The organism is Pseudomonas sp. NPDC096950, from assembly GCF_044762525.1.
In the GTDB taxonomy this organism is placed as follows: domain Bacteria; phylum Pseudomonadota; class Gammaproteobacteria; order Pseudomonadales; family Pseudomonadaceae; genus Aquipseudomonas.
In genome coordinates, this window is record NZ_JBIWEL010000010.1 from 111,475 (window position 1) to 124,104 (window position 12,630).

Here is a 12,630-nt window from a genome sequence, read left to right on the forward strand (position 1 = left end):
AAGCCCGCTCCCACATTTCGATCGGGGTTGTGCCGACGGTCGGTTTTCATCTGGGCCGCTGTTTCACTGGCCTAAAGTTTGAAATGAATTTGTCCAGATATAAGGAGTGCACGATGGACCTCAACCGTCGTCAGTTCTTCAAGGTCGCCGGTATCGGCCTTGCAGGCTCGAGCCTCGGCGCGCTGGGCATGCTCCCGGCGCCGGCCTTTGCCGAGCAAGTGCGTCATTTCAAACTCGCCCACACCCATGAAACCCGCAACACCTGCCCGTATTGCTCGGTGGGTTGCGGCTTGATCATGTACAGCCAGGGCGACCAGGCCAAGAACGTCGCCCAGAGCATCATCCACATCGAAGGCGACGCCGATCACCCGGTCAACCGCGGCACTCTGTGCCCGAAAGGCGCGGGCCTGCTGGACTTCATTCACAGCCCCAGCCGCTTGCAGTACCCGCAAGTGCGCAAGCCGGGTAGCACCGAATGGACGCGCATCTCCTGGGACGAAGCCCTGGACCGCGTGGCCGATCTGATGAAGGCCGACCGCGACGCCAATTTCATCGAGAAGAACGCCCAGGGCCAAACGGTAAACCGTTGGCTGACCACCGGGTTCCTCGCGGCGTCGGCGGCGTCCAACGAAGCGGGCTACATCACCCACAAGGTGATTCGCAGTCTGGGCATGCTGGGGTTCGATAACCAGGCGCGTGTCTGACACGGTCCGACGGTGGCAAGTCTTGCCCCGACGTACGGCCGTGGTGCCATGACCAATACCTGGACCGACATCGCCAACGCGAACCTGATCCTGGTGATGGGCGGCAACGCAGCAGAAGCGCACCCTTGCGGTTTCAAATGGGTGACCGAAGCCAAGGCGCATAACAAGGCGCGACTGATCGTGGTCGATCCGCGATTCACCCGCACCGCGTCCGTGGCCGACTATTACGCGCCGATCCGCACTGGCACCGACATTGCCTTCATGGGCGGGCTGATCAATTACCTGCTGACCGAAGACAAGATCCAGCACGAATATGTGCGCAATTACACCGACGTATCGTTCATCGTCAAAGCCGGGTACGGCTTCGAGGACGGGATTTTCAGTGGCTACGACGCGGAAAAACGCCTGTACACCGACAAGTCTGGCTGGGGCTATGAAATCGGCGAGGACGGCTTTGCCAAAGTCGATCCAACCCTGCAAGACCCACACTGCGTCTACCAACTGATGAAAACCCACTACAGCCGCTACAACATCGACCTGGCCAGCCAGATCTGCGGCATGCCCGTGGAGGCGATCAAGAAAATCTGGGAAGAAATCGCCACCTGCTCGCAACCGGGCAAGACCATGACGATTCTCTACGCCCTGGGCTGGACCCAGCATTCCATCGGCTCGCAGATCATCCGCAGCGCGGCGATGGTGCAATTGCTGCTGGGCAACGTCGGCATGCCCGGCGGCGGGGTCAACGCGTTGCGTGGGCACTCCAACATTCAGGGCCTGACCGATCTCGGCTTGCTCTCCAATTCGCTTCCCGGTTATTTGACCCTGGGCCTGGACGCCGAGCAGGATTACGACGCCTACATCACCAAACGCACGCAAAAACCCTTGCGGCCAGGGCAGCTGTCGTACTGGCAGAACTACAGCAAGTTCCACGTCAGCCTGATGAAGTCCTGGTACGGCAACAACGCCACCGCCGAGAACCATTGGGCCTACGACTACCTGCCGAAACTCGACATCCCCAACTACGACATCCTGAAAATGTTCGACCTGATGGGCCAGGGCAAGGTCAACGGCTATATGTGCCAGGGCTTCAACCCGATTGCCGCGTTGCCGGACAAAAACCGCGTGATGGCGGCGCTCGCCAAGCTGAAATGGCTGGTGGTGATGGACCCGCTGTCCACCGAAACCTCGGAATTCTGGAAAAACGTCGGGCCGTACAACGACGTGAGCAGCGCCAACATCCAGACCGAAGTCATTCGCCTGCCGACCACCTGTTTCGCCGAAGAGGACGGTTCGCTGGTCAACAGCAGCCGCTGGCTGCAATGGCACTGGAAAGGCGCCGACGGGCCGGGGGAAGCGCTGACCGACATCAAGATCATGGGCGAGTTGTTCCTGCGCCTGCGCAAGCGTTATCTGGCGGATGGCGGGGCGTATCCCGAGCCGATCCTGAAATTGACCTGGCCGTACAAAATCCCCGACGAACCATCGCCGGAAGAACTGGCCAGGGAAATCAACGGCGTTGCCACCACCGATTTCACCGATGCCACCGGCGCGGCGATCAAGGGCAACGCACAACTGGCCGGGTTTGCGCAGCTCAAGGACGACGGCAGCACTGCGTCCGGCTGCTGGATTTTCTGCGGCAGCTGGACCGAATCCGGTAACCAGATGGCCCGCCGCGACAACAGCGACCCCTATGGCATGAAGCAACACCTGGGCTGGGCCTGGGCCTGGCCGGCGAACCGGCGGATTCTCTACAACCGCGCTTCCGCCGACCCACAAGGCAAGCCATGGGACGAGAAAAAACGCCTGGTGTGGTGGAACGGCAAGGCCTGGGGCGGCACCGATGTGCCGGACTTCAAGGTCGATTCGGCGCCGGAGGCCGGAATGAACCCGTTCATCATGAACCCCGAAGGCGTGGCCCGGTTCTTCGCCGTGGACAAGATGAACGAAGGACCATTCCCCGAGCACTACGAGCCGTTCGAAACCCCGATCGGCATCAACCCGCTGCACCCGAACAACAAGAAGGCCACCAGCAACCCGGCGGCGCGGATCTTCGATTCGGTGTGGGACACCCTGGGCGTGGCCAAGGATTACCCGTACGCCGCCACCAGTTATCGGCTGACCGAGCATTTCCACTTCTGGAGCAAGCACTGCAAGCTCAACGCGATCGCCCAGCCGGAGCAGTTCGTCGAGATCGGCGAAGTGCTGGCGAAAGAGAAGGGCATCGTCGCCGGTGACAAGGTGCGGGTCAGCAGCAAGCGGGGCTTTATCGAAGCGGTGGCGGTGGTGACCAAGCGCATTCGTCCGCTGCAGGTCAACGGCCAGGTGGTGCATCAGATAGGTATCCCGTTGCACTGGGGATTCACCGGGCAGACGCGTCACGGTTACCTGACTAACACCCTGGTGCCGTTCCTCGGCGATGGCAACACTCAGACCCCGGAATCCAAGTCATTCCTGGTCAACGTGGAGAAAGTCTAAATGGCCAGCCAAGACATTATTGCTCGCTCGGCCACCACGACTGTGCCGCCCTCGGCGCGCAATCAGGAGGAAGTGGCGAAGCTGATCGACACCACCAAGTGCATCGGCTGCAAGGCCTGCCAGGTCGCCTGCTCGGAATGGAACGAGTTGCGTGACGACGTCGGCCACAACCTCGGCACCTACGACAATCCCCAGGACCTGACGGCGGAAACCTGGACCCTGATGCGCTTCACCGAGCACGAAACTGACGCTGGCAACCTCGAATGGCTGATCCGCAAGGACGGCTGCATGCACTGCGCCGAGCCCGGTTGCCTGGCGGCGTGCCCGAGCCCGGGGGCAATCATCAAGCACGCCAACGGCATCGTCGATTTCGATCAGGACCATTGCATCGGCTGCGGCTATTGCATCACCGGGTGCCCGTTCAACATCCCGCGCATCTCGCAAAAGGACCACAAGGCCTACAAGTGCACGCTGTGTTCGGATCGGGTCGCGGTCGGGCTGGAACCGGCCTGCGTGAAAACCTGCCCGACCGGCGCCATCGTCTTCGGCACCAAGGACGATATGAAGGAACACGCCGCCGAGCGCATCGTCGATCTCAAGAGCCGTGGCTTTGAAAACGCCGGTCTGTATGACCCGGCCGGGGTTGGCGGCACCCATGTGATGTACGTGCTGCACCATGCCGACACGCCGCAGCTTTACGCGGGACTGGCGAAGGATCCGGAAATCAGCCCGTTGGTGGGCTTGTGGAAAGGCGTGAGCAAACCCCTGGGCTTGCTGGCCATGGGTTTGGCGGTGCTGGCCGGGTTCTTCCATTACGTGCGCATCGGACCGCAAATCGTGGAAGAAGACGAACTACCACCGTACAAAGATCCGGCGGTGCACGAAGTCGATCCATCGGTGCACACCTTTGATCCGCGCGGGGAGGACAGACCATGATCCGCAAGCAGATCCTGCGCTACACCGCCAACCAGCGCACCAATCACTGGTTGGTGGCGATCCTGTTTTTCATGGCCGCGCTGTCCGGGCTGGCACTGTTTCACCCGGCGCTGTTCTGGCTGAGCAACCTGTTTGGCGGCGGGCCGTGGACGCGGATTTTGCATCCGTTCATGGGCGTGCTGATGTTTGTGCTGTTCCTCGGCTTGGTGATTCGTTTCTGGCGGGCTAACTTCTTCATTCCCAACGATGGGCTATGGCTCAAGCGCATCAATCGGGTGATCAAGAACGAAGAAGAGGGCGTGCCACCGATCGGCAAGTACAACCCCGGCCAGAAGCTGCTGTTCTGGACGTTGCTGTTATGCATGTTAGGGTTGTTGTTCACGGGGTTGGTGATCTGGCGCGCGTATTTCAGCGTGTATTTCGGCATCACCACCATTCGCTGGGCCATGCTGTTGCATGCGCTGGTGGGGTTTGTGCTGGTGTTGAGCATCATCGTGCACATCTACGCCGGGATCTGGATCAAGGGTTCGATCAGCGCGATGGTGCACGGTTGGGTCAGCCGCGCCTGGGCCAGGAAGCACCATGAACTCTGGTATCGCGTAGTGACCCGCGACGAACATCCCGAACGGCCGATCAGCAAAAAAGGATAAACACCTTGGCGACGATTCTTGAGCCTGGACAGATTGAAGCGGCGGCCAGTTCACCGCCGTTTCTGCACCTGCCACCGCGCAACCTGTTCACCTTGCGCGCGCAGGGGCTGGAGCGTCTGGCCGAGGGTCATCCGCTGGCGGATTACCTGCGGCTGGTGGCCGGGTTGTGTCATCTGCAACAGGAAATGCTGGATGACCTGCCGGTTGATGAGCTGCCAGACCCCGAACGGTTGAAAGCCTGCCAGCAGCACGGTTTGCCGCCGCTCGCCGCTGACAGTCTGGTGCGCGAAGGTGATTGGCTGCCGTTTCTGTACGCGCTGTTGCTGCGCTATAAGCCGCCGCCACAGCCGGCAGTCAAAAGCGCGATCAACACGTTGCTGGGTGCCAACCCGGGACAGCTCAAGGCTTGGGCGGTTGCCTTGATCAGCGGCCAATTCACCTTGTTGCCGGCGGCGGTGGTGCCGTTTCTTGGCGCGGCGCTGCAAGTGGCGTGGAGCCATTGGCTGCTGGACACTCTGAGCCTGGATCTCAAGCCCGGTGACAGCCTCAGCCAATGCCCGGCCTGCGGTTCACCGGCCATGGCCGGGGTGATTCGCCATCGTGGCAAGTTCAACGGTTTGCGCTATCTGGTGTGTTCGCTGTGTGCCTGTGAATGGCATGTGGTGCGGGTCAAATGTGTGTATTGCGAGCAAAGCAAAGGCCTGGAATACGTTAGCCTCGATGACGATCGATACGCGGCGGATCAGGCGCCGTTGCGCGCGGAAGTCTGTCCCGGCTGCAACAGCTATCTGAAACTGCTGTATCTGGAAAACGATGCCGAGGCCGAGCCGTTGTCGACCGACCTGACCAGCCTGTTGCTGGACATGCGCCTGGAGCAGGAAGGCTATCAGCGCCTGGCGCCGAATCTGTTGTTGGCTCCCGGAGGCGAATGAACCCAGCGTCTACACTCAGGCGCGACGGTCCATTGCTTTGCGGAGTTACCGATGTCCAACCTGCGTCTGCCTTCCATCGACAGTTTGTTGCGCCATCCAGCGTGTCAGCCACTGGCTGAGCGCTATGGGCGGGAGGCGTTGCTGGCGAGTCTGCGGCAGTTGCTGGATGACCTGCGCGAGCCGGTTTTGTCAGGACAACTGGCGGCAGTCGAGATTGCGCCCGAAGTGCTCGCGGGCCGCGCAGGTGAACGCCTGATTGCCCAACATCGCAGCCACGTGCGCCGGGTGTTCAACCTCACCGGCACGGTTCTGCATACCAATCTGGGCCGGGCGCTGTTGCCCGAAGAGGCCATCGAAGCGGTGCAAATGGCCGCACGCTATCCGATCAATCTTGAATTCGATTTACACGGCGGCAAGCGTGGCGACCGGGATGACCTGATCGAAGGCTTGATCCGCGAGTTGACCGGCGCCGAAGCGGTCACCGTGGTCAACAATAACGCCGCCGCGGTGTTGCTGACCCTCAACAGCCTCGGCGCGCGCAAGGAAGGCATCATTTCCCGGGGTGAGCTGATTGAAATCGGCGGCGCGTTTCGTATCCCCGACATCATGGCGCGGGCCGGGGTTCGTCTGCGGGAAGTCGGCACCACCAACCGCACCCACGCCAAGGACTATGAAGCCGTTATCGGCCTGCGCAGTGGCTTGATCATGCGCGTGCATGCGAGCAACTACGCGATCTCCGGTTTCACCACCAGCGTGCCGACGGCGGAACTGGCCGAGTTGGCGCACAAGCATGCCTTGCCGTTACTGGAAGACCTGGGCAGCGGCAGTTTGCTGGATTTGACCCGTTGGGGCTTGCCGGCGGAGCCGACGGTGCGGCAGGCGCTGCTGGATGGCGCGGACATCGTGACCTTCAGTGGCGACAAGTTGCTCGGCGGTCCGCAAGCCGGGTTGATTGTCGGGCGCAAGGATCTGATCGCGAAGATCAAGAAGAACCCGCTCAAACGAGCGCTACGGGTCGACAAACTGACGTTGGCGGCGCTGGAAGCGGTGCTGGGTTTGTACCGCGACCCTGATCGCCTCGCCGAACGCTTGCCGAGCCTGCGCCTGCTGACCCGATCACAAGCCGACATCCTCGCCCAGGCCGAACGCCTGCAACCGTCACTGGCGCTGGTATTGGACGAAGGCTGGAATGTCAGCGCGGTGCCGGCGCTGGGCATGATCGGCAGCGGCAGCCAACCGGTGGCACGTTTGCCGAGCGCGGCGTTGTGCCTGCGGCCGGTGGCTTCCAAACGCCTGCGCGGCCGAACCTTGCATGGGCTGGAAGCGGCGTTCCGGAGCTTGCCGATTCCGGTGCTCGGTCGCATTGACGATGACGCCTTGTGGCTGGACTTGCGGCAGCTGGACGACGAAGCGGCGTGGCTGGCGCAACTCGATCAGTTGAAAGGAAGCGCAGGGTGATCGTCGGCACCGCCGGGCACATCGACCATGGCAAGACGTTGTTGCTGGAGGCGCTGACCGGTCAGGCGGGGGATCGGCGTCGTGAAGAGCGTGAGCGGGGCATGACCATCGACCTCGGTTATCTCTACGCGGCGCTGGAACCGGGGGCGGTACTGACCGGGTTTATCGACGTGCCGGGGCATGAGCGCTTCACCCACAACATGCTCGCCGGGGCGCAAGGGATTGACCTGGTGCTGTTGGTGGTCGCGGCGGATGACGGCGTGATGCCCCAGACCCGCGAGCATCTGGCGATTGTCGAGTTGCTGGGGATTCCTCGGGCGTTGGTGGCGATTACCAAGTGTGATCGGGTTGAGCCTGCGCGCGTCGAGGAAGTCCGCGTGCAGATCCAGGCGTTGCTTGCGTCCGGCCCGTATGCCGACGCGTCGCTGATCCCGTTGTCGAGCGTCACCGGCGAGGGCGTTGAGACGTTGCGTGATGCGCTGCTCGTTGCGCAAAAACAGGTTCTTCAACGCAGTAAAAGCGGTGGGTTTCGGCTGGCAATTGACCGAGCCTTCAGCGTCGCCGGCGCCGGCATTGTGGTGACGGGCACGGCGTTGTCGGGTGCGGTGGCCGTGGGCGATACGTTACTGCTCGGGCCGTTGGGTAAACCGGTGCGAGCACGCGGCCTGCATGCGCAGAACCAGGCGTCTGAAAAGGCCTTCGCCGGGCAACGGGTGGCGCTGAACCTGAGCGCCGAACGCCTGAACCTGGAACAGATTCACCGTGGCCAATGGTTACTGGCCGAGTGGCTGCACGCGCCGACCCAGCGGCTGGATATCGACATGCGCCTGTTGCCCAGCGAAGCCACCGCGTTTCCTCACTTTCACCCGGTGCATGTGCACCTCGGCACGCAGGACGTGACCGGGCGCGTGGCGTTGCTGGAAGGCCCGAGCCTGGCGCCGGGTGAGCGGATGTTCGCGCAATTGCTGTTGAATGCGCCGGTGCACGCGGTGAAGGGCGATCCGCTGATCCTGCGCGACCAAAGCGCCCAGCGCACTCTTGGCGGTGGACGGGTGCTCGATCCGTTTGCGCCGAGCCGACAGCGTCGCAGTCCCGAGCGTTTGGCGCAGTTACAAGCCCTCGCCAGCACCGACAGCCTGGAAGCCGTCCTGCCCGCGCTGCTGGCCCACAGCGACACCGGACTTGATCCGCAACGCCTGGAGCGCCAATTCAATCGTCCACGGGATAGTTGGGTGTTGCCCGCCGATGTGCGCCTGATTGCCATCCGCCAAGGTCCGCTACTGTTCAGCGCCGCCCGTTGGGATGGGTTGAAGGCGCCATTGCTGGAGCACCTCGCACGCTTCCATCAACTGGAACCGGATCAAATGGGCCCGGACCGCGATCGCTTGCGCCGGTTCTCGGGCTCGGCGCTGGACCGCCCGACGTTCATCAGTCTGCTCGACGAATTGCTCACCAGCGAAGCGATAGCCAGCAGCGGGCCATGGCTGCACCTGCCCGATCATCAAGTGCGACTGAGTGCCGACGACGAAGCCTTGTGGCAACAATTGCAGCCAACCTTCGAGCAGGCCGGTTTCAATCCGCCGTGGGTGCGTGACTTGGGGCATGACGAGGCGGCGGTGCGCCTGCTGCTGCGCAAAATGGCGCGGCTGGGCTTGCTGCATCAAGTGGTGCGCGACCTGTTCTACACCGACGCGGTGCTGCGCCGATTGGCGGCTATGCTGTTGCAACTGGCCGGTGAAAACCCGGTGATCGAGGTCGCGGCGTTTCGTGATGCGGTGGGGTTGGGTCGCAAGCGCAGCGTGCAGATTCTTGAGTACTTCGACCGGATCGGCCTGACCCGCCGCATCGGCGACCGGCGCCAGGTCCGCCTCAACAGCGCACTGGCCCAGACCTACGAATAAGGAAGGCAATCGCGCCCGGTGGCGCGGCCGGGCTTCAAACCCGGTTGGGGACGGCATCCGTTCCCGGGCAGGTTCGACTCCGGCTGCCTTCCGCCAGTTTCACCGTGGCGCCAATTCCTTGATCAGGAAATCAATGAACGTGCGGGTCTTCTGCGGCACTCGCCGCGCCGACGGGTACACCGCGTTGATGGTGATCGGCGGCGCCTGCCATTCGCACAGCACCGACACCAGCCGACCCGCCGCCAGCGCCTCTTCGACAATGAAATCCGGGAGCAGGGCGATGCCCATCCCGGCTTCGGCGGCCTGGGCGAGCAAATCGCCGTTGTTGGCGTGCAAGGGGCCGGTGACGTTGACCCGTTGCGTGTCCTTGCCGTTGCTCAATTGCAGGCTGACGCCGCTTTGCAGATAGCCGTAGTTCAAACACTGGTGGGCGGTCAGGTCCTTCGGCACCTGGGGCGTGCCGGCGCGTTCCAGATAGGCTGGCGAAGCGACCATGATTCGCGGTGCCGGGGCCAGCAGGCGGGCGACCATGGATGAGTCCGGCATGCTGGCGATTCGCAGGGTCACATCGAAACCACCGCGCACCGGGTCCACTTGTTGGTCGCTGAGCACCAGTTGCAATTCGATGTTCGGGTGCAGCTCATGGAACACCGGGATCAGCGGCCCCAGACGCCGCAGCCCGAAGGACATCGGTGCGTTGATCCGCAGCACGCCACGCAATTCACCGACGCCATCCCGGGCCCGTTGTTCGGCTTCGTCCAGCGAGGCGATCAGTTCCCGCGCCGCATCGTAATACTCGGCGCCGGCCTCGGTCAGGTGCAGGCTGCGGGTGGTGCGTTGCAGCAGCTGCACGCCGATCGCTTCTTCCAGCGCTTGAATCTGTTTGCTGACTTTTGAGCGCGGTACGTCCATCGCCCGGGCTGCGGCGGCGAAGCCGTTTTCACCGACGGTGACGATAAACGCGCGCATGCATTCGATACGGTCCAAGGATTGTCCCTAATTTGGAATCAATGATTCCCGATTCTAGGGAATTGTTCCTTTTAAGACTAGCGCCTAAATTAGCAACCAAGCCGCCAACAAACAGCGACTAACCCATTAAACACAACTCATCGACATCAAAAGGAACTCGCCATGTCCATCCGTGAATTGCTCAACCCAACCAACTCCACCCTGATCCTGATCGACCACCAGCCGCAGATGTCCTTCGGTGTGCAATCGATCGATCGCCAGACCCTGAAGAACAACACCGTGGCATTGGCCAAGGCTGCCAAGATCTTCAACGTGCCGACCATCCTGACCTCGGTGGAGACCGAAAGCTTCAGCGGTTTTATCTGGCCGGAATTGCTCGGTGTGTTCCCGGATCAACAGCCGATCGAGCGCACCTCGATGAACTCCTGGGAAGACAAGGCGCTGGTCGCGGCGGTCAAGGCCACCGGGCGCAAAAAGCTGATCATGGCCGCGCTGTGGACTGAGGTCTGCCTGAACTTCCCGGCGCTGGAAGCACTGGCTGAAGGTTACGAGGTGTACATCGTCACCGACGCCTCCGGCGGCACCACCAAGGAAGCCCACGACATGTCCGTGCAACGGATGATCCAGGCCGGCGCGGTGCCGGTGACCTGGCAACAAGTCCTGCTCGAATACCAACGCGACTGGGCCCACAAGGAAACCTACGACGCCGTGATGGAACTGGTGCGCGAACACAGCGGCGCCTACGGCATGGGCGTGGACTACGCCTACACCATGGTGCACAAGGCACCGCAGCGGCAGGTCAAGTAAGCGATCAGTCACTGGCCCTGAACTCAACACAGGGCTAAACAGGTGGGAGCGGGCTTGCTCGCGAAGGGGGAGTGTCAGTCGACAGAGATGTTGTCTGACCTACCGCTTTCGCGAGCAAGCCCGCTCCCACATTTTGATCTGAGTGAAACCCAATCCTGTGACCACCGCCATTCCCCTTGTGGGAGCGAGCCTGCTCGCGAAGGAGGAGTGTCAGTCGACAGAGATGTTGCCTGATCCACCGCCTTCGCGAGCAGGCTCGCTCCCACATTTTGTCCTGCGTGAAACCCAATCCTGTGACCACCGCCATTCCCCTTGTGGGAGCGGGCTTGCTCGCGAAGGGGGAGTGTCAGTCGACAGAGATGTTGCCTGATCCACCGCCTTCGCGAGCAGGCTCGCTCCCACATTTTGATCTGCGTGAAACCCAATTCCGTGACCACTGCCATTCCCCTGTGGGAGCGGGCAAGCCTCGCTCCTACAGGGATTTCAGAAAGGCCCGAAGGTCAGTGGGTATTCGATGACGACGTAGACCCGGTCGATGTCGTCGCCGGCCTGTGCGGTGTTGCCTCGATGGGAGACGTGGGACAGTTGCAGGGACAAGCCTTTGGCCGACCCGGATTGCACGACGTAGTGCAAGTCGATGTCGCGTTCCCAATGCTTTCCGCCGTCCCCTTGTTGCGGCACGTACTCGCCGCTTTCTCCGTCGACCGGGTTGTAGGCGCCACCCTTGGGCGCATGGGTGCCGTCGATGTCGCGACCGGTCACATAGCGGGTCATGAACTTCAGCCCCGGAACGCCGAACGCCCCCAGGTCGAGGTCATAGCGCGCTTGCCAGGAACGTTCATGGGCGCCGTTGAAGTCGGCGTACTTGATCGAGTTGGCCAGGTATATGGAGTCGCCACCGACGAAATCGAACGGCGTGTCACCGTTGATTTGTTGATAGGCCAGGGTAAAACCATGGGCACCAAGGCTGTATTTGCCCGACAAGCTGTAGGCGGTGTTGTCGATCGCACCCGCCAGCGCACGGCCGGTGTCTTGCGTGTGATACAGATTCGCGTCGAGGAACAGATTCGATTGCTTCAGGTGCAGGTTGCCGTAGTACTGATGCCAGGTGTCGCTCAGTTCGGAGGCATACAACGCGCCGCCCACCGGGCTGTTAGTGAACAGGTCAGCCCCCAGAAAGGAAATCCCGCCAGCCTCGGTGTTGGCACCGTAACCAAAGAAATCGCCTTTGCCCGATGAACTGTCCTGATTCTTGAACGCAGTAAAGTGCCCAGCCACCAGGTTCATGCCGTCGATTTCCCGGCTGTTCATGAGAAAACCCGTGGCGTACTCCGGTTGCAGGCGTTTGTCTGACGTATCAAACACCGGGGTTTCCACGGTCATTTCACCTAACGCCAGGGTCGTGCGGGACGCCTTAATCTTGATCGCGCCACCGCCACTGGAATAATTGCTGTCGCTGCGACCGTCACTATCGACCGGCAACAACCCGGTGCCCGAATGCCCTTTGCCGCCATCCAGCTTGAGCCCGAAAAACCCATGGGCGTCCAGGCCAAAACCCAGAACGCCTTCGGTGAAACCGGATTCAAATGTGCTGATAAACCCTTGAGCCCATTCAGCTTTGTAGCTTTTTCCAGAGGGCGAGGGCGTTCGATAGTCGCTGTTGAGGTAGAAGTTGCAGCTCAGCACCCCCAGCGTTGCGCCATTCAGAAACCCGCTGGGTGCCGGTTCATCCGCGAGGGCGGTGCCGGTGAACAGTATCGACAAGCACAGGCTGCGATTTAACGAAGAAAACTTCATG

The 12,630-nt window shown here is 61.7% G+C and carries 9 protein-coding genes and 1 tRNA gene; 8 read left to right on the top strand and 2 right to left on the bottom strand.

Annotated features, from left to right (window positions below; genetic code table 11):
* The first annotated feature begins 113 nt into the window (after positions 1-113).
* The 7 genes from fdnG (at position 114) to ACIQY3_RS17260 (ending at position 9,152) form a co-directional block, all read left to right on the top strand.
* Positions 114-3,179: a formate dehydrogenase-N subunit alpha gene (gene fdnG / locus ACIQY3_RS17230; protein ID WP_403021506.1), complete on the top strand. Its 3,066-nt coding sequence runs from the start codon at positions 114-116 to the stop codon at positions 3,177-3,179.
* Complete coding sequence (fdxH, locus tag ACIQY3_RS17235; RefSeq protein ID WP_403021508.1) at positions 3,180-4,115, top strand: formate dehydrogenase subunit beta; 936 nt, start codon at positions 3,180-3,182, stop codon at positions 4,113-4,115. It abuts the gene before it with no gap.
* The gene (locus ACIQY3_RS17240) at positions 4,112-4,765 is read left to right on the top strand and encodes a formate dehydrogenase subunit gamma (RefSeq protein ID WP_403021511.1); all 654 of its coding nucleotides are present in this window, start codon (positions 4,112-4,114) and stop codon (positions 4,763-4,765) included. The genes fdxH and ACIQY3_RS17240 overlap by 4 nt, the downstream gene beginning before the upstream one ends.
* A 5-nt stretch (positions 4,766-4,770) precedes the next feature.
* Positions 4,771-5,697, top strand: a complete 927-nt coding sequence (fdhE, locus tag ACIQY3_RS17245) for a formate dehydrogenase accessory protein FdhE (RefSeq protein WP_403021514.1) — start codon at positions 4,771-4,773, stop codon at positions 5,695-5,697.
* Positions 5,698-5,748: 51 nt separating this feature from the next.
* Positions 5,749-7,155: an L-seryl-tRNA(Sec) selenium transferase gene (selA, locus tag ACIQY3_RS17250; protein ID WP_403021516.1), complete on the top strand. Its 1,407-nt coding sequence runs from the start codon at positions 5,749-5,751 to the stop codon at positions 7,153-7,155.
* A complete protein-coding gene (selB, locus tag ACIQY3_RS17255; RefSeq protein ID WP_403021518.1) occupies positions 7,152-9,056 on the top strand; it encodes a selenocysteine-specific translation elongation factor in 1,905 nt (634 codons plus the stop codon). The genes selA and selB overlap by 4 nt, the downstream gene beginning before the upstream one ends.
* A tRNA-Sec gene (locus ACIQY3_RS17260) sits at positions 9,057-9,152 on the top strand.
* Positions 9,153-9,155: 3 nt separating this feature from the next.
* Here ACIQY3_RS17260 and ACIQY3_RS17265 read toward each other — a convergent pair.
* Complete coding sequence (locus ACIQY3_RS17265) at positions 9,156-10,043, bottom strand: LysR substrate-binding domain-containing protein (protein ID WP_403021521.1); 888 nt, start codon at positions 10,041-10,043, stop codon at positions 9,156-9,158.
* A gap of 144 nt (positions 10,044-10,187) precedes the next feature.
* Here ACIQY3_RS17265 and ACIQY3_RS17270 point away from each other — a divergent pair, with 144 nt between their 5' ends.
* Positions 10,188-10,832 (top strand): hydrolase, encoded by a 645-nt coding sequence (locus ACIQY3_RS17270; protein WP_403021524.1) that lies wholly within the window; start codon positions 10,188-10,190, stop codon positions 10,830-10,832.
* Between the two features lie 483 nt (positions 10,833-11,315).
* Here ACIQY3_RS17270 and ACIQY3_RS17275 read toward each other — a convergent pair whose 3' ends face one another.
* Complete coding sequence (locus ACIQY3_RS17275; protein WP_403021527.1) at positions 11,316-12,629, bottom strand: OprD family porin; 1,314 nt, start codon at positions 12,627-12,629, stop codon at positions 11,316-11,318.
* Position 12,630: the final 1 nt, after the last annotated feature.

What these genes read in the sequence shown, in the direction of transcription:
- ACIQY3_RS17240 (WP_403021511.1), top strand. Translation starts at nt 4,112, where the DNA reads ATGATCCGCAAGCAGATCCTGCGCTACACCGCCAACCAGCGCACCAAT.
- ACIQY3_RS17275 (WP_403021527.1), bottom strand. Translation starts at nt 12,629, where the DNA reads ATGAAGTTTTCTTCGTTAAATCGCAGCCTGTGCTTGTCGATACTGTTC.
- selA (WP_403021516.1), top strand. Translation starts at nt 5,749, where the DNA reads ATGTCCAACCTGCGTCTGCCTTCCATCGACAGTTTGTTGCGCCATCCA.
- fdxH (WP_403021508.1), top strand. Translation starts at nt 3,180, where the DNA reads ATGGCCAGCCAAGACATTATTGCTCGCTCGGCCACCACGACTGTGCCG.
- ACIQY3_RS17270 (WP_403021524.1), top strand. Translation starts at nt 10,188, where the DNA reads ATGTCCATCCGTGAATTGCTCAACCCAACCAACTCCACCCTGATCCTG.